Raw genomic sequence first — 20,535 nt, 5'->3', positions numbered from 1 at the left:
GGATCTGTGTCGGGATGCAGTTGATGGCGCGTCTCGGCCATGAATACGAGACCGTCGAGGGACTGGGATGGATCGATGGCGAGGTGCGCTCCCCCCACCGCTCCCCGGGATATTTCGGCGCCGATGGGGGCCGTTAGGGTTTTCTTCACCGTGTCGGGATAGCCCCGGGCCACGGTACAGGCGGGGACGCCGATGACCGTGGCCGGTGGAGGCGGCGGACCCCCCTGCCCCTTTCGCCCGCGGGGCGCGTGTCTGGGCGCGCCCCGCCTTTTGCCCCGCCTTACGCCACGAGGCGGTCGAATGCGGCCAGATCGCCGTTCCGCCAGGGATGGCCCAGCACCGCCTCCATCAGCGCGCCGAACGCCTCGGCCGGCATCGCGGCCGCCATGCCCTCGAGCATCGCGCGGCGCTCGGAACGGCTGGCAGCCGGCAGCATGGCCCGCATGAAGAGCACGTTCTTCTCGAACGGGATCGAGGTGACGATCCGCATCTCGATCCCGTGCCGTTCGTCTGCCGAGAAATGCTTCACGAGAAGCGGCATCAGGACGGTTTCTTCCTCGTGCATGTGCTCGAGGTCGTCCGCGACGAACAGGGCGAACCGCTGGTACAGCCGGCGCAGCGCCTCGGCGCGAAAGGGCATCGGCGCGCGGGCGACCTCATCCGCCAGCGCCTCAAGCTCGCCGAAACTCCGTTCGTGATGGTCATGATCCTCGCCCGCGTGCGCGCTGGCGCCAGGGCAGCGCTGGTCGAGCGCGCTGTGAATTTCGCGGTTTTCATGCGTCAGGTGCGAGAGGCCCATGGCGAGATGGTCGCGGAGATCGGCAAGCACCGCCTGCACCTCCTGGATGTCCCCGGCATCGGCCCGGCCGAACCGGATCAGGAGACGCGCATTCGCCAGCCGGATGCCCTTGTGGACGGCGTAGTAGAAGTCATCGGCGATCGCGACCGAAGCGGCCGCGAAGTCGGGTTTCGTGTTCATGTCATTGGCTTTCACTGGATGGGCGGCGGTGTGGTCCCGCCGCGATGGCGCTGCATTTACCGGATTTCCTTTTACGCGAAACGGTCGGATACTCGGCAACAGTCTCCGGTTTTTTCGGACAACGGGATGAACCAGATTCGCGCGATGCGGGTCTTTTTGAGGGTGGCGGAGCTTGGCAGCCTGACGGCGGCCAGCGCGGACCTCGGCTATTCCCGCGGGATGGCGAGCACGATCCTGAACGAGCTGGAGACCTATCTCGGCGTGCGGCTTCTGGAACGGACCACGCGAGCGGCGCGTCTGACCGAGGAAGGTGTGCTTTACGCCGAGCGCGCACGTGCGATCCTTGCCGATATCGAGGCGCTGGAGGACGAGGTCGGCGCTTCGGAGACGCGGCCGCGGGGGCGTTTGCGGGTGCAGATACCGCCGGGGCTTCTCAGGATCGTGGTGGCGCCCGAGTTGCCGCGGTTCTTTGCGGACTATCCGGACGTGACCCTCGAACTGCTGTCGCGGAACCGAATCCCGGATTTCGTGGGCGACAGGCTGGACGCGGCGGTCTTCGTGGGCGATCTGCCGGACAGCGCCCTGATCTCACGCGGGCTCGGTCGCATCCCGCTCCTGACGCTGGCGTCTCCCGCCTATCTCGAGCGGCATGGCACGCCCTCGTGCCCCGCCGACCTGGCACGCCATCGCACGATCGGCATCCTCTCGGCGCAGACCGGGCAGACCAGCCCGTGGTCGTTCCGCAATGACCAGACGACCGAGACGTTCCATCCCGCCGGAGCATTGGCCATCGAGAACGCGGACGCGGCCGTGGCGGCCGCCTCGGGCAGTCTCGGGATCGTGCAGATCGCGAGTTATCTCGTCTACGGCGAGGTCAAATCCGGCCGACTGGTGCCGGTGCTGGACGACTGGCGGCCCACCGCCTTCGAGGCCCGGCTTCTCCTTCCGCCCGGACGCCTGAGACCCCGCAAACTGCGGGTTTTCGAAGCCTTCCTGATCGATGCCGGGAAACGGTTCCGGGAGCGCTGGGGAATAGCCGATGTGACCTGAGGTCTCCCGGGCTTGCAGAGCCGGTACATTCCGAATACATACCCCCCGTTCACCCAAGGGGCATCCGAAGGCCGATATGGAAAACGTCGTACTCATCGTCCACCTCATCCTGGCGCTTTGCCTGATCGGAGTCGTGCTTCTGCAGCGGTCCGAGGGCGGCGGCCTTGGCCTGGGCGGCGGTGGCGGCGGCGGGTTGGTCTCGTCGCGCGGTGCGGCGACAGCGCTTGGCAAGGTGACATGGCTGTTCGCCGTGGCCTTCATCATCACGTCCCTGACGCTGACGATCATCGCGGCCCAGAAATCGTCGAACTCGTCGGTTCTCGACCAGATCGGCATCGACGCCCCGTCGCGCACGGATCGCGACTCGAGCGTGCCGGCCGGCGACGCGCTTCTGCCGCCGGTAACCGGCGGTGAAGGCGGCGGTCTGGAACTGCCCCGCGCCGACTGATCTAGGACCTTTCGAGCACCGACCGCGCCAGCCTGAACCGCGAGGCGCGGAACGCCTCGGCACTCCATCCTCTCTCGACCACCAGCCGGCGCCACTGCGTCGGATGGCAGAGTGCCCAGATCTCGTCGGCTACCCTGTCCGGTTCGTCCGAAATGGCTCCCGCCTTATGCCGGACCGCGACATGGACAGCGTTCATCCTGTCGCTCCAGGCGGCCCGCGCAGCGGCATCGGCCAGCGAGGCCGCGTCCAGAAGGATGCCCACCGGATAGATCTCGGGCAGGTAATCGAGCCAGGCCCCGACAACGCGCAGCATTCCCTCGATCCCGTCGTCCGGCGCCGCCATGGCGGCCCTGATCCGGTCCACGTGGTCGCTCTTCGTGTCCTTGTGCCGGACCATTGCAACCAGAAGCCCCGCGCGGTCGCCGAAGGCATAGAAGACCGTCTGGCGACTGACGCCCGCCCGTCGCGCGATATCCTGCTGGGCGATATCCAGACGGCCCTCCTCCGCGATCAGTTCCCAGGCCGCGTCCAGAATCGCCACGCGGGTCGCATCGGAGATGGTTTTCGGTTTCATTTTACACGCGTTAACCTTGCTGCTATTTTACGTGTGTAAACCAGATTCGCCGGTTGCGCCATGTCTGTCGTTCTCGCCCATATCGCCATCGGAACCTTCGCCCTCGCCCTGTACTGGAGCGCACTCTTGCGCCGCAAGGGCAGCCCCGCGCACAAGCGCGCCGGCCGGGTGTTCCTGGCCGGGCTCGCGGGCGTCGCGCTGTCGGTCGGCCCGCTGATCCTGACACGCGCGGCGACGTTCGATCCGGGCGATCTTGTGAAATTCGTCTATCTCGATCTCTGCCTCGTGACCGCCGGCTGGATCCTCTTCCGCGCGATCCGGCTCCGCCGCACACCGGAGGCCTTCCGGAGCCCGGCCTTTTCACGGCTGGGGCTGCTTGTTCTTGCGTTAGGATTGGCCGTTCTGGCCGCCGGCATCGCGAAGGGCGAGCCTCTGACGGTCTTCTTCTCGTGGATCGGCCTTGCTCTGGGCACGGGCATGGTGCGGTTTGCCCGCCGCACCGGCCCGCTCCATCCCAACTGGTGGCTGTCATGGCACCTGAACGCCGCGGCTCTGCTCTTCGACGCGGTGCACGGCACGCTCCTCTTCGTGCTCTGGCGCTGGCTGGTGGCGCCGGAGGCAGCCGGAACGGCCCAGATCGTCATCCATATCGCCACCCTTCTCGCCGCGGTGGCCCTGCGCCTCGCCCTCGGCCGCCGCTTCGGCGCACCGCTGCACTTCGGACCGCGCCGGCAGCTTGGCCCAGGCGTCGCAAGCGCCACCACAAGAACTTGAAAAATCTGGAGGTCGTTCTCCAGATATAGCGGTCACCGACTTGCGGCCCCGTGCCGAATCCCTTATAGGTTAAATCCCGTGATGCTGCGAATTCCGGACCACGGAAATGGCAGCCAAGAGCAGTAAGTCACGGGGGAAATCCGGCACATGGCAAGATTCGTTTTCATCACCGGCGGTGTTGTATCTTCGCTTGGGAAAGGTCTTGCTTCGGCCGCCCTGGGCGCGCTTCTTCAGGCGCGCGGCTATTCGGTGCGCCTGAGGAAACTCGACCCCTATCTCAACGTCGATCCCGGCACGATGAGCCCCTTCGAGCATGGCGAGGTCTTCGTCACCGATGACGGTGCCGAGACCGATCTCGACCTCGGCCATTACGAGCGCTTCACCGGCGTCCATGCGCGCGGCACGGATTCCGTCTCGTCGGGGCGCATCTATTCGAACGTGCTCGAGAAGGAACGCCGCGGCGATTATCTGGGCAAGACGATCCAGGTCATTCCCCACGTCACCAACGAGATCAAGGACTTCATCTCGATCGGCGAGGACGAGGTCGACTTCATGCTCTGCGAGATCGGCGGCACGGTGGGCGACATCGAGGGCCTGCCCTTCTTCGAGGCGATCCGCCAGTTTTCCCAGGACAAGCCGCGCGGCCAGTGCATCTTCATGCACCTGACGCTCCTGCCCTATCTCGCCGCATCGTCGGAACTGAAGACGAAACCGACCCAGCACAGCGTCAAGGAACTCCGCTCCATCGGCCTTCAGCCGGACGTGCTGGTCTGCCGCTCCGAACAGCCGATCCCCGAGAAGGAACGCGCCAAGATCGCACTCTTCTGCAACGTGCGCCCCGACGCGGTGATCCCGGCCTATGACCTGAAGTCGATCTACGAGGCCCCCATGGCCTATCACAAGGCCGGGCTGGACCAGGCCGTGCTCGACGCCTTCGGGATCTCGCCCGCGCCGCGTCCGAACATGGACCGCTGGGAAGACGTGATGGACCGGCTGGAGCATGCCGAAGGCGAGGTGCGCGTCGCCATCGTCGGCAAGTACACCCAGCTTGAGGACGCCTACAAATCCATCGCCGAGGCGCTTACCCATGGCGGCATGGCCAACCGCACCCGCGTCAAGGCCGAGTGGATCGACGCCGAGATCTTCGAGCGCGAGGACCCGGCCCCCTACCTGGAGAACTTCCACGCCATCCTCGTCCCCGGCGGCTTTGGCGAGCGGGGCACCGAGGGCAAGATCAAGGCCGCGCAATTCGCCCGCGAGAAACAGATCCCCTATCTCGGCATCTGCCTTGGCATGCAGATGGCGGTGATCGAGGCCGCGCGGAACGTGGCCGGCATCTCGGGCGCGGGGTCCGAGGAATTCGACCACGAGGCCGGCAAGAAACGCTTCGAGCCGGTGGTCTATCACCTGAAGGAATGGGTGCAGGGCAACCAGACCGTCAGCCGCAAGGTGCAGGACGACAAAGGCGGCACGATGCGGCTGGGGGCCTATACGGCGAACCTGACGCCGGGGTCGAACGTGGCCAGGGTCTATGGCGAGACGGTGATCGAGGAACGCCACCGCCACCGCTACGAGGTCGACATCAAGTACCGCGAGAAGCTGGAAGGCGCGGGGTTGTGCTTCACCGGGATGTCACCGGACGGGCGGCTGCCCGAGATCGTCGAGTGGAAGGACCACCCGTGGTTCATCGGCGTGCAGTTTCACCCCGAGCTGAAGTCGAAACCGTTTGCGCCGCATCCGTTGTTTGCGGATTTCGTACGGGCGGCGGTGGAGGTGTCGAGGTTGGTTTAGTGTCTCTTCGACCTTTGACCGCCTCCATGACTTCCGGTTTGATAGTCCCGTCTTAAGAGAAGCGACATCGCTGAAGGTGGCCGGTTGCCAGAACCGGTAATCTGTGATGCAACCTCGAAGCCCTCTTTTCGAAACTCTGCCAAACGAGCCTGAACTGCACCAATCTCATCAACATTTAGGTTCACTCGAATTGCCGTTCCTGGGAAGGAGGTTAGGTAATTGTGTTTGGATTTACGTGACAGGTGGATCGCATCGCTGCCGCTCGCGATGACAAAGTTGCCTCCATTGCGAGCGAGACGGTTTGTCATGTACAAACCATAACCTGAGTTGAACCAGTTCTCAGATTTTCGCGGTTCATGTGTGCGTCCTGATACGCTGGGCAGCAAGCTGTATTCTAGCGCCTCTTTGTCGGTCTTGAACCTAAAATTTGGATTGTTTCCAAGAGCCTCACGAATGCCTACGCCAAAATCCGACACGGCGAATTCGACCTTGTTACTCTTGGGCCAGTATTGTGCGCAGAAGTAGAGCCTATCAGTCTCTCCGTGTTCGAATACATTTCTGAACATTTCACGGATCGAATAAGAGAGAACATCAAACATATTAGTGTTGGCGCTGCGATCCCTGGCCAAAACCTCCGATATTCGATCAACATGTCTTTGAATTAGGTCTGGGAGCTCTTCATATTCATCTAACTTTGTCTCGTAAAACGAAGAACGATGAACCTCGGTGATCGGAAGATAGTTCGTGCTCCCTGCAGCTTCTCCAACTTTTAGTCCATGCTCAAAGCCGCACATATCAAAAAAGCCCATATGAGACAGGTAGCCATAGCTCTCCCAACCATTGAAAATGATCGAAAGTCCAGGACACCTCTGCCTCATGTACTTGATCTTTGAAGCCAGCAAGATTTGCGCGAAAGGCGGCATGAATATCCGTTCCGGCAAATCGATAATCACTCTGTCATGCTGAGAGTAAAAGTCTAGCTCGCGCACAAAGTGGAATAGCGCTGGCAGTGCCATACTGATCGGAAAGTCAACGCGTGCGTTCGGCATTTTTTAGACACCTCTAAATCCTGACGAATTTTCCATTAACCCCTGACCAAAGCAAGTCCGACATGCATACGCCCACCCTGCAAGATCCCGGGCAAAGCCCGTCCGCCGGGTGGGCGTCCGTCGGCTGAGGTCCTCACTTTATCCCCCCACATCCCTCCGAAACCTGAGCGGAAGCCCAACGTTGCGAAGCGCCCGCCCGAGGGGGCGGACGGGCGCTGCCCGGCGGCGCTACGCGCCTTGATTCCGGGCAATGGTCCCTTCCCTACCCGTCGTTCTTCGCCAGCCACTCCTCCATCCAGGCGATTTCCGCCTCCTGCGCGGCGATGACCTCTTCGGCCAGTTTGCGCAACTCGGGATCGTCCCCATGCACGATCACCACCTGCGCCATCTCCACCGCGCCCCGGTGATGCGCGATCATGCCGCGGATGAAGTCGACATCGGCGTCGCCCGTGAACTCGATCGCCATGTCCTCGTGCATCGCCGCGTTGGCCTCCATGAAGGCGATCGTCGCGGGGCTCTCGTTCCCCGTCATCGCATGGCCCGAATGATCCGTCGTCTGCGCCCAGACCCCGCCCGCGATCACAGCCGCGGTCAGCCCTGCCGCCATATGGAACAGCAAACCTCTCATCGTCTTCATCTCCAGACCGCCCCGGACCATCCGGGATGTGACGGCTGAGAGATGCACGGCGCGCAGGCCGCGTCCAATCACCATTCAGCGATCAGATGCCCCCGCGCGCGCCTGCCATACGATTTGCCGACGTTTTGCCGACGCTTCGCCGACATGCCTTTCCCTGACCGGCGATGGGCCATATATCACCCCCATGATCGATGCATTTCTTCGCCGCCTGACCGCTCCCCAACCTGATCCCCTGACAGGGAACGATGCCCGTCTGGCGCTGGCCGCGCTTCTGGTGCGCATCGCGCGGGCCGATGGCGAGTATCACCGGGACGAGATCGCCCGGATCGATAAGCTATTGGCGAAGCGGTATAATCTTGGGCCTTTCGAGGTCGCGACACTGCGCCGCGAGGCCGAGGAGCTGGAGCATCACGCCCCTGACACCGTGCGCTTCACTCGCGCCATCAAGGACGCGGTGCCCTACGAGGAGCGCGCTCAGGTGGTCGAGGCGCTGTGGGAGATCGTGCTGGCCGACGGCACGCGCGACCACGAGGAAGACGCCCTCATGCGCCTCGTCGCCCCCATGCTGGGCATTAACGACCGCGACAGCGCGCTGGCCCGCCAACGCGTTGAAAACAAAGCATGATCGCCACGCTATCGATGTACGACTGGCCCGGCCAGAGCGCCCATTGGGACGCGCTCTGGAGCCACATCCGGGACGCACTGAGGCACCGGGGACTGGACGCGCCGGACCATCTGACTCGCGCCGGAAGCCTCTGGAATCACTGGGAAAACCCGGATTTGACGCTTGGCCAGACCTGCGGCATGCCCTATCGCCAGCGCCTTCATGGCAAGGTGCGGCTGGTCGGCACGCTTGACCACGCCCTGCCCGACGCGCCTCCCGGGTACTACTATTCGGTTCTTGTCGCGCGCCGGGATGAAGCGGGCGATGTCATTGATTTCAGTGATAAAACCCTTGCCTACAACGGGCTCGACAGCGAGTCCGGCTGGGCAGCCCCTCAGAATTTCGCAGCCCGCCACGGATTCCGGTTCACGAAAAAACTTCACACCGGCGCCCACCGCGACAGCGCCCGCGCCGTCGCCGAGGGCCGCGCCGACATTGCGGCGATCGACGCCGAGACCTGGCGGCTGGTTTGCAGCTATCTTCCTGATATCGCGGGACAGCTGCGCATCGTTGCCCACACCTCCCCGACCCCGGGCCTGCCCCTGATCACGTCCTTCCGGTACGATCCCGAAGCGGTCCTAGCCGCCGTCGAAAGCGCGCTGGTAGCGGCCGACCGGGCCACGGTGGATGCGCTGCACATCCGCGGCGTCGTCCGCATCCCGGCCGAGGATTACCTGGCCGTTCCAACGCCCCCGATCCCTTCGCAAGACGCGCCGGCGGCGTGAGGCGTTGCATTCGCCGCGATTCCGGGCCTAACTTTCGGAAATCCTGAGGGGGACATTCGTGACCGACACCACACCCGTCATCGAGATCCGCAATCTTCACAAGAGCTTCGGCGCGCTGGAAGTGCTGAAGGGCGTCGACATGGTTGCCCCGCGGGGGCATGCGATCTCGCTGATCGGCTCATCCGGTTCGGGCAAGTCGACCCTGCTGCGCTGCGCGAACCTGCTGGAGAACAGCCAGCAAGGCGAGATCCTTTTCGAAGGCGAGGCGGTGCAATGGAAAGGCTCCGGTCAGAACCGCCATCCCGCCGACAAGGCGCAGGTCACGCGTATTCGCACCAACCTTTCGATGGTGTTCCAGCAGTTCAATCTGTGGTCCCACATGACGGTTCTCCAGAACGTGATGGAGGCGCCATTGACCGTTCTGAAACGGGATGCCGCCGAGGTCGAGGAAAAGGCGCGTATGTATCTCGACAAGGTCGGGATCGGGGACAAGGCCGATGCCTGGCCGGCCCAGCTTTCCGGCGGACAGCAACAGCGCGCCGCGATTGCACGGGCGCTTTGCATGGAGCCGCGCGCGCTCCTGTTCGACGAGCCGACCAGTGCTCTGGACCCTGAACTGGAACAGGAGGTGATCCGCGTGATCAAGGCGCTGGCTCAGGAGGGCCGCACGATGATCATCGTGACCCACGACATGGGTCTGGCGCGGGACACCAGCGATCATATCGTGTTTCTGCACCAGGGTCTCGTCGAGGAAGAGGGGCCGCCGGACCAGTTGTTCGGACAACCGAAATCCGAGCGTCTCCGGCAGTTCCTTTCGGCTGTTTCGGGCTGAATCTGCAGAATAAATGACCGGAACCAACGCAGGTGACGCTGCGGACATCTTGTCATTGCCGGGTAATTAAATAACCCTGTCCGGCACAGCGGGCGCGTTGTGAAACGTCGCCTCATGATAAAAATGGGAGAAAAACATGAAATCGATCCTTCTTGCCACGGCTGCCGTGGCTTTTGCCACCGGCGCAGCGATGGCCGGAAGCCACAGCGTGGTGCGGATGGGCACCGAGGGCGCCTATCCTCCGTACAACTTCATCAACGATGCCGGAGAAGTCGACGGCTTTGAGCGCGAGCTTGGCGACGAGCTGTGCGTGCGGGCCGAACTGACCTGTGAATGGGTCACGAATGACTGGGATTCGATCATCCCGAACCTGACATCGGGCAACTACGACACGATCATCGCAGGCATGTCGATCACCGCCGAACGCGACGAGGTCATCGACTTCACGCAGGATTACTATCCACCGACCGCCTCGCGTTACATGGCGCTGAGCGATGACGTGGATCTGACCGGCGGCGTGATCGCGGCGCAGACCAACACGATCCAGTCGGGCTATGTAGCCGAAACCGGCGCGACGCTTCTGGAATTTGCGACACCGGACGAAACCATCGCCGCTGTCATCAATGGTGAGGCAGACGCGGTCTTTGCTGACGCTGATTTCCTTCTGCCAAAGGCTGAAGAGTCGGGTGGAGAACTTGTGATCGTCGGCGACCCGGTTCCGCTGGGCGGCGGCGTTGGCATGGGCCTGCGTGAAACCGATGGCGAGCTGAAAGCCAAGTTCGACGCGGCGATCACCGCCATGAAAGAGGATGGGACGCTGAACGAACTCTTGAAGAAGTGGTTCGGTGAAGACACCCAGACCTACTAAATGCTTGACAGGGCGGCGGGTTTCCTGCCGCCCTATTCCTGATGTTTGCATTCTGCACCGAACCCGACACGCTGGGCACCTTCCAGTGGTTCGCCTGTTACTTCACGACGGGCGTTCACATGAATCTTTACATCAGCTTGGGCACGGTTCTGCTGCTTCTGGCGATCACCGCCCCCGTCAGTCTTGCCTTCGGTTTCGCGGGCGCGATGGCGTCACGTTCCTCGTTCCTGCCGCTTTCGCTGTTGGGCAAGGCCTATACGTCGATGGTGCGCGGCGTGCCGGATATCGTCTTCTTCCTGTTCTTCATCATCGCTCTGGACCAGGCGCTGGAATGGACCAAGCACCAGATCGTCTGTCCGGACTGGACCGAGCCAATCCGGCAGGGCGCGAACTTCCTGGTCTGTCCGCAGGCCAAGATCCCCCTGGGGAATGCGCCGCAGGCCTGGCACGAAGCCTATAACTTCGGACTTGCGGTCTTCACCTTCGCCATCGTCTTCGGAGCCTTCGCCGCCAACGTTCTATACGGCGCGATGCGTGCGGTCCCGAGGGCACAGATGGAGACGGCCGAGGCCTATGGCATGACACAACGCCAGTCTTTCTGGCGCATCCTCGTTCCGCAGATGTGGATCTACGCCCTGCCCGGTCTATCGAACCTCTGGATGATCCTGATCAAGGCCACGCCCCTGCTGTTCATTCTGGGCATCGAGGACATCGTCTATTGGGCGCGCGAACTGGGATCGTCAAAGTCAGCCAAGTTTTTCGACTACCCGCATGGCGACTGGCGGCTGTGGTATTTCATCGGCCTCCTGATCTTCTACCTGACGTTCACGCGGCTGTCGGAAATCGTACTGGAACGGATCACGAAGCGTCTGTCTCACGGGCAGGCCATCGCCGGGGGAAGCTCATGACCTGCGGCGAGGCGATATCGGCCTATGCCCTGCGGTCTATCGGGATCGGCGAGCGGCTTTTGCCGCGCGAGGATTTCTCGATCTGCCAGCAGCTTTCGCTCATCGGGTCAGGCCTGATCTGGAACATCTATTTCGGTCTGCTCGCGCTGGTCATCGGCTTCTTCATTGCCAACGCGGTGGCGCTGGCGAAGGCGAGCCCGTCGCCATGGCTCAGGAAACCGGCCGAGTGGTTCATCCTCGTCTTCCGCGGATCGCCGCTCTTTATCCAGTTCTTCCTGGCCTATTTCAGCTTTCTTGCCATGAAACAGGCCGGCATCCTGCCCTGGATGACGGCGGCGCAGGCCGGAGCGCTGCTGGTGCTGATCCTGAACACCTCGGCCTATTCGGGCGAGATTTTCTACGGCGCGTTGAAAACGGTGCCGCGTGGCGACCTGGAGGCCGCCGATGCCTATGGGCTTTCGGGCTGGTCAAAATTCCGCCGGATCGTCTGGCCGACAACCATGCGCCTGGCCTGGCCGGCGTACACGAACGAGGCAATCTTCCTGTTCCATGCCACCACGCTGGTCTTCTTCTCAGGCTTCCCGGCCGTCAAGCAGCAGGGCGACGCGCTGTATTATGCCAATTACTTCGCGGACAAGACGTTCAACCCCTTCGTGCCCTATCCCATAGTAGCCGGATATTTCATCCTTCTGACGCTCGTCATTATCGGGCTCTTCAACCTTGCGAACCGGCGTCTGAACCGGCACATGCCTCACGAGGCGCGCCGCATCCGGTACCGCCCGCAACTTATCCGGTGACACGATGGACTACTGGCTTAGAAAACACCCCGAGATACGGACGATCACCACCGCCGTGGCCGACCTGAACGGTCAGGCGCGAGGCAAGCGCATGCCCGTCGGGTTCTCGGACAAGGTGATGGAGGGCACGACGCGGATGCCGCTGTCGGTCCTGAACGTCGACATCTGGGGCGACGACATCGAGGACAGCCCGCTGGTATTCGAGACCGGTGATCGCGACGGCATCCTCAGACCGACCGGACGCGGCTTCGTGCCGGTGCCGTGGCTCCAGAACCCGTCGGCGCTGTTGCCGATGTGGATGTACACCGAGTCGGGCGAGCCCTTTGCGGGTGACCCCCGGCATGCGCTGGCCAAGGTGCTGGAGCGCTACAAGGAACGCGGCTGGACAGTTCAGGCGGCGACCGAGCTGGAGTTCTACCTGATCGACGACGCGGGCGACACGCTGCAGCCCCCGCCTTCGCAACGGTCGGGCAAGCGGCGCCTGGGCGGCGAGATCCTGTCGATCCGCGCGCTGGACGCCTTCGACAACTTTTTCGCCGAGCTTTACGACGCCTGCGCCGCCATGGGCATCCCGGCGGAAACCGCGATTTCCGAGGCAGGTCTTGGCCAGTACGAGATCAACCTGATCCACGGCCCTGCGCTGGAGGCTGCAGACGACGCATGGCTGTTCAAGCTTTTGGTGAAGGGTCTTGCGCGCAAACATGACTTTGCTGCCAGTTTCATGGCCAAGCCCTATGCCGAGCACTCTGGGACCGGCATGCATGTGCATTTCTCGGTGCTGGATGCGAAGGGCAACAACATCTTCGACGACGGCACCGAGCGGGGCACCGACACTCTGATGCACGCGATCGGCGGATGCCTGAACGCGATGAAGGATTCCACGCTGGTCTTCGCTCCTCACGGAAACAGCTATGACCGACTGGTGCCGGGCGCCCATGCGCCGACCGGCCTGGGCTGGGCCTATGAGAACCGGACGGCGGCGATCCGCATCCCGGGCGGCAACCCGGCCGCACGGCGGATCGAACATCGCGTGGCGGGCGGGGACACCAACCCCTACCTGATGCTGGCGGTGATCCTGGGTGCGGCGCTGGTTGGGATCGAGGATCAGGTCCAACCGCCCGAACCGATCAAGGGCAACGCCTATGCGGCCAAGCTGGAGACGCTGCCATCTGACTGGCACGAGGCGATCCGGATGTTCGAGGAAAGCACGCTCATGCCACGGATCCTGCCGAAAGAACTGATCCGGAACTACCTGATGACGAAGCGGCAGGAGTTGAGCTACTACGACGAATTGTCGGAAAGCCAGCGTATCGACCTGTATCTGGATACGGTCTGAAGTTCACACCAGCCCGAGTTCGGCGTCAGAGGCCGAAACCGAGTACTTGTCCGCAGGCGGCATTGGCCGACCGGGCCAGTCCGGCTCGAACACGAAGGACGAAACGCGGCGTCCCTCGACCAGCGCGCCATTGCCGGCCCCTTTGGCGTAGTCATAGTAGAGCTTGACGATCTGATCGAATTGCACCTGCTGCGCACAGGGTTCCGCCAGACAAGCTTCGCGCCAGAGACGCACGCGGTCATACTGGGCGCCTTCCGGTAATTCGAAACCCTCGTAATAGTCGAGAAACCAGAAGCGCATGAAGAATGGCGTGAAGACGGTTTCGGCCCAGCCGAAGCGGTCGAAAAAGAACGTCTTGCCAGGGGCATAGTTCACGAGGATGTCGTTGATCGCCCTATACTCGGCCAGCATCCTCTCGGAGAAGCGCTCGCGCTTTGCCGGGTCCTGGTTCATCACGAAGCTATAGCCTGCGGCGCCAAAACCGCCTTCGCGCTCGACCAGCAGGCTTTCGAGCGCGTGTTCATAAGGATCAGGCCGCGCAACCGGTGGATCGGGATACAGCTCCTCGACATAGTCGAGAAGGACCCGGCTTTCCTTGAGCGCCGTGCGACCGGGTATTTCCATCAGGGGCAGCGCGGTCGTGCCCTTGGACAGCTCCAGAAGGCGCGGATCTCGCGGCTTGGTGATGTCGACGACATTGAACGTGATCTGATCTCGCAGCCCCTTGAGGGACAGGAGGATCTCGAGGCGCTGGCAAAACGGGCAGACCGGGATGTGATGGATGGAGGCGTTCACGTCTTGTCCTGTCCAAAAAGTCCAAAATCGCCGCCACTCTGTCGATTACGGACGTGACCTTCAACCCGGGAAGGGCTTATCCCGGAGAGGAGCAGCCCCCACAGGTCCCATGAGCCTTCTGATTTCTTTCGCCGCCCTTTTTCTGTCCGTCATTCTTCTGCAGTTGGGTTCGGGCGGTATCGCGCCGCTGGATGCGATCTCGGGGCTGGAGCTGGGGTTTTCGAAGGCGGAAGTCGGCCTGTTAGGGTCGGCGCATTTCTTCGGCTTCTTCATCGGTTGCTGGTGGGCACCGCGCCTCATGGGAGCGGTTGGGCATTCACGGGCCTTCGCTGCTTTCATCGCCTGTGGCACGATCGGGATCCTGTCGCACATGATCGTGATCGATGCTGTCGCCTGGATGGGAATGCGCATGCTGTCGGGCCTGTGCGTGGCAGGCTGTTACACCGTGGTGGAAAGCTGGTTACAGGCCAAGGTCACCAACGAAACCCGTGGCCGGACGATGGGGGTCTACCGCGTGGTGGACATCGGCGGCTCGCTTGTGGCGCAGTTGATCATTTCGGTCCTGACGCCGGCGCATTACATCTCGTACAACATCCTCGCCCTGATCTGCTGCGCCGCCCTTTTGCCGCTGGTGGTTACCCGCTCCGCCGAGCCCCTGACCCCGGATGCCCCACGGCTGCGGCCCGCGCTGGCCTGGGCGCGTTCCCCATTGGCCGCAGCTGGCGTCGTTTCCGCAGGTCTGACCACCGCCGCTTTCCGGATGGTTGGACCGATCTATGGTGCGGAGGTCGGACTGAGTGTGGACCAGATCGCCCTGTTCCTTGCCGCCTTCGTGTTGGGCGGGGCGTTCTCGCAATACCCGGCCGGATGGTTCGCGGACCGGTATGACCGGCGATGGGTTCTTATCGGTTTGTCGCTATTCGCCATCATCTCCTGCGCGATCACGGTCACCTTCTCGAACGCGGGAACGGCGGCGGCCTTTCTGACAGCGGGGCTGTTCGGGTTTGCGACGTTTCCGATCTATTCGGTGTCGGCCGCCCACGCCCATGACCATGCCGAAGACGACGAACGTGTGGAACTGTCAGCGGCACTGATGTTTCTTTACGCCGTGGGCGCCATTGCGTCGCCCTGGTTCGTGTCGGAACTTATCGAAGGCTACGGTCCGTCGGCCATGTTCGTTTTCGTCTCGCTGGCGCATGTGGTTCTGATCGTATTCGGTCTGATCCGCATGCGGGCGCGGCGTACGGAGACGCGCACGAACTACGTCTACTCGCCGCGGACCTCGTTCCTGGTCGGTCGGCTCCTGGGCCGGAGCCGCACACGTCGCGATCCCTAGAGCGCTTCGGTCGAAACCTCGGGGCCAAGCCCCCTCTCGAGCGAGGCGACCGGCGGTTCGGGCGGAACGAGCATCATCGCGGCGGAAAGGCCGAAAAAGCCGGCCACTGTCCAGAGGATGAGTGCATTAACAGACATGTCTTTCTGCTTGCATCGAAATGCGGCAGGAATCGGGCTGAATTGTTCAGCCTGCCCGAACAGTCTTTGCAAAGGTTTCGAAGATCGTTGCGTTCGCAGCGATCAGGTTGCGGGATTCGAGCGGGCTCCGGTCCGACTCGATCGCCTCGACGAAGCCCCCCGCCTCTTTGACGATCAGCACACCGGCGGCGATGTCCCAGATGTTCAGGCCACGCTCCCAGTACCCCTCGTAGCGGCCCGCGGCCACATAGGCGAGGTCAAGCGCAGCTGCACCCCAGCGGCGCACTCCGGCGGTAGCGGGCAGAAGCCGCGCGAGATCCTTCAGCGTCTCGGGGAGTTCCGCTCGGCCGCCGAACGGAAGGCCCGTTGCAAAGACCGACTCGATCATCCGGCCCCGGTCGCTGACGCGCATGCGGGTGTCGTTCAGCCAGGCGCCCTGCCCCTTTTCGGCGACGAACATCTCGTCCTTCGCCGGATCGAATATCACCGCGGACACGATCTCGCCCTTGTGTTCCAGCGCGATCGATACGCACCAGTGCGGCATGCCGTGGAGGAAGTTTGTTGTGCCGTCCAGCGGGTCGACGATCCAGCGTCGCGTCGGGTCCTTGCCTTCCTGCGCCTCCGACTCCTCGCCAACCCAGCCATAGTTGGGCCGCGCCTCCATCAGCATGTCGCGAACGATCTGTTCCGCGGCGATGTCGGCCCGGCTGACGAAATCGCCTGCGCCTTTGGATGAAACCTGAAGGTTCTCGACCTCGCGGAAATCCTTCACAAGGCTGCGGCCCGCCTTTCGCGCTGCCATGATCATCACGTTGAGGTTGGCGCTGCCCTGCATGGTGGTCTCCGTTTGCTCAGGCGGCGCGTATAGGACAGGCCCCGCGCCTTGCCAAGGCCGAAGCGCGAAGGAGCTTGACAGAAGGCGGTCTCGCCGACGAGGTTTGGCGCACTCAGAATGAGACGGTGGGGTAGCACCGCGCAACTTGGAACCAGGGTGGACCCACATGGAACAGATCATTGCACAACTCGTCGGCGGCGCTATCGGCGGCATGGGCGGAGGCAAAGCCGTCAAGGGCGCCGATATGGGGAGCATTGGCAACCTGATCGCAGGCGCCATCGGCGGTGTCGGCGGCGGGCAACTGCTGGGCGGGCTGATATCCGGCGGCGCAGACGCGGCAGCCGCCGCTGGCGGCATTGATATTGCCTCGATGGCCGGAAACCTTGTCGGTGGCGGGGTTGGCGGCCTTGTCGTTCAGGTCATCGTCGGCATGATCCTGAAAAAAATGCGCGGTTGACGCAAAAGCGGGCGATCTCAGGCCTTGAGATCGCCCCGTTGCAACTGCACGGGAATCTTTCGCGCCAGGCGCAAGAGATGCGACATAAAAGGCTTTGTCGTATCGTCTGAACGCGTTGCCGCATAGAGACGTTTCGTGACGCCCTTTTCGGTCAGCGGTCGCGTCACATAGTCAGAATGATAGCGCACTTCGCGCACGACCCAGTCGGGCAGGACCGCGACGCCGCGGTTCGAGGCGACGAGCAGAAGGATCACGGCGGTCAGTTCGACCTGTCGGATCGACCGAGGTTCGACCTTGGCTGGTGTCAGAAGCTCCGTGAAAACATCGAGGCGGGCGCGGTCTACGGGGTAGGTGATCAGAAGTTCATCCCGGAAATCCTCGGCGACAACATAGTCCTTCTGCGCCAACGGATGCTGAGCCGACGCGACGAACACCGGTTCGTAATCGAAGAGCGCGGTGAAATCGACGCAGGGCAAATCCTCGGGGTCTGACGAAACCACAAGATCAACTTCCTCGCGATCAAGCGCGGACATCGCACCGAAAGCCAGACCCGGACGAATATCGACATCGACCTCGGGCCAGGCCTTGCGGAATTCCTCCAGCACCGGAAACAGCCATTCGAAGCAGGCATGGCATTCTATCGCGATGTGTAGCCGGCCCGACTTGCCCGAACGAAGTGCCGCGAAATCGTCCTCCAGCGCCTCGATTTCCGGAAGGACTTTTTCCGCCAATTTCAGTAGCTTGTGCCCAGCAGCCGACAGTTTCAATGGCTTCGAGCGGCGCACGAACAGCTCGACCCCGGCCTGGTCTTCCAGTCCCTTCACTTGGTGGCTGAGCGCGGATTGCGTGATGTTCAGGATATCGGCCGCACGCGCCAGGCCACCGGCCTCATGGATGGCGCGGATCGTGCGAAGGTGGCGGAATTCGATATGCATTATGCGGTCAGACTCATTATGGTGATGAGAATTATGAATTTGTCTCACATATACCGATATGGGACAAGGGCTGAACGAAACGGAGTTCCGACATGCCCGCCCCAACGATTTCATTTGAGTTCTTTCCGCCCAAATCACTTGATGCCTCTTTCCAGCTTTGGGACACGATCAAGTCCCTGCAGCATCTGGACCCGTCGTTCGTGTCGGTCACCTATGGTGCGGGCGGAACGACGCGGCAACTGACTCACGAGGCGGTTGAGACTATCCGGGGGCGCACCGGAATCGAGGTGGCGGCCCATCTGACCTGCGTCGACGCCAGCCGCGAAGAAACGTTGGAAATCGCCGAGCGCTATGCCGCGGCGGGCGTGTCGAAGATCGTGGCACTTCGCGGTGACCCGCCGGCGGGTGCTGACGGGTTCCGGGCGCGCGAGGACGGGTTTGCCAACTCTGCCGAGCTGGTTGAGGCGCTGGCCGAAACCGGGAAGTTCGAAATCGCCGTCGGCGCCTATCCGGACCCGCATCCTGAAGCAGGCTATGACGGCGCGGATGTCGATTGGCTGAAGCGCAAGATCGACGCAGGCGCTACCAGCGCGATCACCCAGTTTTTCTTCGAGGCCGAGACTTTTTTCCGCTTCCGCGACCGCTGTGCGAAAGCCGGTATCGACGCTCAGATCCTGCCCGGAATTCTGCCGATCCAGTCGTGGAACGGCGTCAAGAAATTCGCCGCACGCTGTGGCGCGCGCATTCCCTCTGCCCTTGAGCGCGGGTTCGAGACCGCCGAGCGCGATGGGCGCAGCGATCTTCTGGCGCTGACCCATTGCACGACGCTGTGCACGCGACTTCTGGACGAGGGTGTGGAGCACCTGCATTTCTACACTTTGAACCGGCCGGACATGACGCGCGAAGTCGTCCATGCGCTTGGCCTCGTGCCGCCTGCGGTCCTCGAAAACGTCGCCTGACCCGGTCTTGCCGTTGCCCGGCGCGCGACGCATGGTGTCGCCGGATCAGCGGAGGAACACATGGAACGAAAATACGGCGTTGCCGGGCGCGCGACGATCGCCGCGATGCCGGGGGTGGAATTTTTGAATGGCATTCTCCGGGGCGAACTGCCCGCCGCGCCGATGGCGCGGCATATGGGAATCGTGATGACGGAGGTCGAGGAAGGCCGTGTGGTCTTCGAGGGTGAACCGACCGAAGACCACCTGAACCCCCTGGGAACAACCCACGGCGGCTGGTTCGGGACGATCCTGGACAGTGCCCTTGGGTGCGCCATAATGAGCCGCCTTCCCGCAGGGGCCGGCTATACGACGCTGGAATACAAGGTGAACCTGATAAGGGGCATTCCCGCCGGGATCCGGGTGCGCGCCATTGCGACAGCCGATCATGTGGGACGGTCCACCGGGGTCGCCAGGGCCGATCTGGTGGGTGTCGAGGACGGCAGACTCTATGGGCAGGCCTCGACAACCTGCCTCGTGATCAAGATCGCCCCTTAAGCCGGGCTGTTCACCGCCTGTTTTTCGAATTCGCGCGCCCGGGGCGAACGACCTGATGCCGTCGGATGCAGGCTTTCGGACGGGTCCCTGCCCATCACGCGGCGTCGGCGGGCCAGAAAATACTTGCCCCAACCTCGCGTTGTGCCGACGGATTTCGCGTCAGGATCAGTCGGAAATCGCTGCCGCCAGCCAGACGGCAAACGCAAGTCGCAACGCTCCATCCGGTCCAGCATCCAAACGAGGGGTATGTTCGAGAGAGGACGCGCGACGTTGTACCCGGACAGTTGCCCGCCAACATCTCCATGGCTGCCGCGGAACCAGACCTGTTCCATGCGGCCCGGATGATCGGGCGGGCAGTCCCAGAAGACGGGGGTAAAGGCCTCGCGGTTCTCGTCGAGCGCGAGAGCATGGAAGGCGTGACGGACGCTGGGTCCGATCTCGTGGTTATGGAACGCGTGCTTGACCTCTTCCCATTTCCAGACGAAGGGCGCGCGGAACCCGAGCGACTTCACGGTGTCGAAGACTCCGATCATCTCGATCGGGACATGCGGGTGACAATAGCTGGCAGCGAATTTCGCGGCCGTCGCGGGGGCGGTTTCGAAACGGTAGTGGCGGTAAGCCTCACGCACCATGCGTTCGGTGGCAAAGTCGGATTTGACCAGCCCGACCCTGTCGATCACGCCGGCCAGCGAACGGACCGCATAGGCGCCCCGTGAATATCCAATCAGGAAGATGCGGTCTCCGGGGCGGTAACGGCTGGCCAGCCAGCCGTAGGTGCGCTGGATCTGACGGTTGATGCCCCGGCCCTCGATGATGTCGAGGGTTTTGGACCAGTCTGACCATTGCGTCCCGGCTTCGTAGAGGATGCCGATATTCTGGGACGTCGAGGCCTCGGCCAGAAGCTTGTAGATCAGGCCGACGTTGGTTTCATCCCCCTCGTCGAGAGTGGACATGGTGCCGTCGAGCAGGATGACGTGATCCACACGGTCGCGCGTGTGCTGCTGGACGTGGCGTTCCGTCCGGCGGAAGAAGCCCATAAGGCCCTTGATGCGGTCTCCGATTCCCATGGCTCAGACTGCTACCAAACCCTAATCACCACACAGATAATGTGCGCA

General features: G+C 62.7%; 24 protein-coding genes and 1 pseudogene. 16 read left to right on the top strand and 9 right to left on the bottom strand.

Features of this window, described 5'->3' with window-relative positions; translation table 11 throughout:
• Nucleotides 1–86 (top strand): annotated as a pseudogene (locus tag ACKLNI_RS08290) (imidazole glycerol phosphate synthase subunit HisH); the annotation flags it as partial.
• Nucleotides 87–280: 194 nt separating this feature from the next.
• Here ACKLNI_RS08290 and ACKLNI_RS08285 read toward each other — a convergent pair.
• Entirely contained in the window at nt 281–979 is a 699-nt protein-coding gene (locus ACKLNI_RS08285) for a hemerythrin domain-containing protein (protein ID WP_413718592.1), read from the bottom strand.
• Between the two features lie 126 nt (nt 980–1,105).
• Here ACKLNI_RS08285 and ACKLNI_RS08280 point away from each other — a divergent pair, with 126 nt between their 5' ends.
• Together ACKLNI_RS08280 and secG are read left to right on the top strand one after the other, a co-directional pair.
• A complete protein-coding gene (locus ACKLNI_RS08280) occupies nt 1,106–2,029 on the top strand; it encodes a LysR substrate-binding domain-containing protein (protein WP_413718591.1) in 924 nt (307 codons plus the stop codon).
• Nucleotides 2,030–2,105: 76 nt separating this feature from the next.
• A complete protein-coding gene (secG, locus tag ACKLNI_RS08275) occupies nt 2,106–2,477 on the top strand; it encodes a preprotein translocase subunit SecG (RefSeq protein WP_413718590.1) in 372 nt (123 codons plus the stop codon).
• Between the two features lies 1 nt (nt 2,478).
• Here the strand turns inward: secG and ACKLNI_RS08270 are convergent, their stop codons facing one another.
• The gene (locus ACKLNI_RS08270) at nt 2,479–3,051 is read right to left on the bottom strand and encodes a TetR/AcrR family transcriptional regulator (RefSeq protein WP_413718589.1); all 573 of its coding nucleotides are present in this window, start codon (nt 3,049–3,051) and stop codon (nt 2,479–2,481) included.
• Between the two features lie 60 nt (nt 3,052–3,111).
• Between ACKLNI_RS08270 and ACKLNI_RS08265 the strand changes: the two genes are divergently transcribed.
• Nucleotides 3,112–3,825: a DUF2306 domain-containing protein gene (locus tag ACKLNI_RS08265; protein WP_413718588.1), complete on the top strand. Its 714-nt coding sequence runs from the start codon at nt 3,112–3,114 to the stop codon at nt 3,823–3,825.
• Between the two features lie 147 nt (nt 3,826–3,972).
• Nucleotides 3,973–5,616, top strand: a complete 1,644-nt coding sequence (gene pyrG / locus ACKLNI_RS08260; protein ID WP_413718587.1) for a CTP synthase — start codon at nt 3,973–3,975, stop codon at nt 5,614–5,616.
• Here pyrG and ACKLNI_RS08255 read toward each other — a convergent pair.
• Nucleotides 5,613–6,665, bottom strand: a complete 1,053-nt coding sequence (locus tag ACKLNI_RS08255) for a hypothetical protein (RefSeq protein ID WP_413718586.1) — start codon at nt 6,663–6,665, stop codon at nt 5,613–5,615. The genes pyrG and ACKLNI_RS08255 overlap by 4 nt on opposite strands.
• Before the next feature lie 262 nt (nt 6,666–6,927).
• On the bottom strand, nt 6,928–7,377 hold the full coding sequence (gene copM, locus ACKLNI_RS08250) for a CopM family metallochaperone (RefSeq protein WP_413718585.1): 450 nt from the start codon (nt 7,375–7,377) through the stop codon (nt 6,928–6,930).
• 109 nt (nt 7,378–7,486) lie between these two features.
• Here copM and ACKLNI_RS08245 point away from each other — a divergent pair, with 109 nt between their 5' ends.
• From ACKLNI_RS08245 to ACKLNI_RS08215, 7 genes are all read left to right on the top strand, one after another.
• Nucleotides 7,487–7,927: a tellurite resistance TerB family protein gene (locus tag ACKLNI_RS08245; RefSeq protein ID WP_413718584.1), complete on the top strand. Its 441-nt coding sequence runs from the start codon at nt 7,487–7,489 to the stop codon at nt 7,925–7,927.
• A complete protein-coding gene (locus ACKLNI_RS08240; RefSeq protein WP_413718583.1) occupies nt 7,924–8,691 on the top strand; it encodes a phosphate/phosphite/phosphonate ABC transporter substrate-binding protein in 768 nt (255 codons plus the stop codon). Before ACKLNI_RS08245 ends, ACKLNI_RS08240 begins: the two co-directional genes overlap by 4 nt.
• 58 nt (nt 8,692–8,749) lie before the next feature.
• Nucleotides 8,750–9,523 carry an ABC transporter ATP-binding protein gene (locus ACKLNI_RS08235; RefSeq protein ID WP_413718582.1) on the top strand — a complete coding sequence of 258 codons (774 nt, stop codon included), beginning with the start codon at nt 8,750–8,752 and terminating at the stop codon, nt 9,521–9,523.
• A gap of 136 nt (nt 9,524–9,659) precedes the next feature.
• Nucleotides 9,660–10,391: a transporter substrate-binding domain-containing protein gene (locus tag ACKLNI_RS08230; RefSeq protein ID WP_413718581.1), complete on the top strand. Its 732-nt coding sequence runs from the start codon at nt 9,660–9,662 to the stop codon at nt 10,389–10,391.
• A 41-nt stretch (nt 10,392–10,432) separates the two neighbouring features.
• Nucleotides 10,433–11,299 (top strand): ABC transporter permease, encoded by an 867-nt coding sequence (locus tag ACKLNI_RS08225; RefSeq protein ID WP_413718580.1) that lies wholly within the window; start codon nt 10,433–10,435, stop codon nt 11,297–11,299.
• Nucleotides 11,296–12,096 (top strand): ABC transporter permease, encoded by an 801-nt coding sequence (locus ACKLNI_RS08220; RefSeq protein ID WP_413718579.1) that lies wholly within the window; start codon nt 11,296–11,298, stop codon nt 12,094–12,096. Before ACKLNI_RS08225 ends, ACKLNI_RS08220 begins: the two co-directional genes overlap by 4 nt.
• Nucleotides 12,097–12,100: 4 nt before the next feature.
• Nucleotides 12,101–13,432: a glutamine synthetase family protein gene (locus tag ACKLNI_RS08215; protein ID WP_413718578.1), complete on the top strand. Its 1,332-nt coding sequence runs from the start codon at nt 12,101–12,103 to the stop codon at nt 13,430–13,432.
• A 3-nt stretch (nt 13,433–13,435) separates the two neighbouring features.
• Here the strand turns inward: ACKLNI_RS08215 and ACKLNI_RS08210 are convergent, their stop codons facing one another.
• Nucleotides 13,436–14,227 (bottom strand): glutathione S-transferase family protein, encoded by a 792-nt coding sequence (locus ACKLNI_RS08210; RefSeq protein ID WP_413718577.1) that lies wholly within the window; start codon nt 14,225–14,227, stop codon nt 13,436–13,438.
• A 109-nt stretch (nt 14,228–14,336) separates the two neighbouring features.
• Here ACKLNI_RS08210 and ACKLNI_RS08205 point away from each other — a divergent pair, with 109 nt between their 5' ends.
• Entirely contained in the window at nt 14,337–15,563 is a 1,227-nt protein-coding gene (locus ACKLNI_RS08205) for an MFS transporter (RefSeq protein ID WP_413718576.1), read from the top strand.
• On the opposite strand, the gene ACKLNI_RS08200 is transcribed toward ACKLNI_RS08205, so the two are convergent.
• Nucleotides 15,560–15,700 (bottom strand): hypothetical protein, encoded by a 141-nt coding sequence (locus ACKLNI_RS08200; RefSeq protein ID WP_413718575.1) that lies wholly within the window; start codon nt 15,698–15,700, stop codon nt 15,560–15,562. The genes ACKLNI_RS08205 and ACKLNI_RS08200 overlap by 4 nt on opposite strands.
• A 46-nt stretch (nt 15,701–15,746) precedes the next feature.
• On the bottom strand, nt 15,747–16,535 hold the full coding sequence (locus ACKLNI_RS08195) for an inositol monophosphatase family protein (RefSeq protein ID WP_413718574.1): 789 nt from the start codon (nt 16,533–16,535) through the stop codon (nt 15,747–15,749).
• A gap of 166 nt (nt 16,536–16,701) precedes the next feature.
• On the opposite strand from ACKLNI_RS08195, the gene ACKLNI_RS08190 reads away from it, so the two are divergent.
• Nucleotides 16,702–16,992 carry a hypothetical protein gene (locus tag ACKLNI_RS08190; protein WP_413718573.1) on the top strand — a complete coding sequence of 97 codons (291 nt, stop codon included), beginning with the start codon at nt 16,702–16,704 and terminating at the stop codon, nt 16,990–16,992.
• Between the two features lie 17 nt (nt 16,993–17,009).
• On the opposite strand, the gene ACKLNI_RS08185 is transcribed toward ACKLNI_RS08190, so the two are convergent.
• Nucleotides 17,010–17,927 carry a LysR family transcriptional regulator gene (locus ACKLNI_RS08185; RefSeq protein WP_413718572.1) on the bottom strand — a complete coding sequence of 306 codons (918 nt, stop codon included), beginning with the start codon at nt 17,925–17,927 and terminating at the stop codon, nt 17,010–17,012.
• 92 nt (nt 17,928–18,019) lie between these two features.
• On the opposite strand from ACKLNI_RS08185, the gene metF reads away from it, so the two are divergent.
• Together metF and ACKLNI_RS08175 are read left to right on the top strand one after the other, a co-directional pair.
• Nucleotides 18,020–18,886, top strand: coding sequence for a methylenetetrahydrofolate reductase [NAD(P)H] (gene metF / locus ACKLNI_RS08180; protein WP_413718571.1), 867 nt, complete (start codon nt 18,020–18,022; stop codon nt 18,884–18,886).
• A gap of 60 nt (nt 18,887–18,946) precedes the next feature.
• Nucleotides 18,947–19,420, top strand: coding sequence for a PaaI family thioesterase (locus ACKLNI_RS08175; protein WP_413718570.1), 474 nt, complete (start codon nt 18,947–18,949; stop codon nt 19,418–19,420).
• On the opposite strand, the gene ACKLNI_RS08170 is transcribed toward ACKLNI_RS08175, so the two are convergent.
• Nucleotides 19,417–20,487 (bottom strand): T6SS phospholipase effector Tle1-like catalytic domain-containing protein, encoded by a 1,071-nt coding sequence (locus ACKLNI_RS08170; RefSeq protein WP_413718569.1) that lies wholly within the window; start codon nt 20,485–20,487, stop codon nt 19,417–19,419. The two genes, ACKLNI_RS08175 and ACKLNI_RS08170, sit on opposite strands and share 4 nt — an antisense overlap.
• Between the last annotated feature and the right edge of the window lie 48 nt (nt 20,488–20,535).

It is taken from the genome of Silicimonas lutimaris (genome assembly GCF_047314965.1).
Taxonomy (GTDB): domain Bacteria; phylum Pseudomonadota; class Alphaproteobacteria; order Rhodobacterales; family Rhodobacteraceae; genus JAVJUV01.
This window is presented reverse-complemented; position numbering and strand designations above follow the sequence as displayed.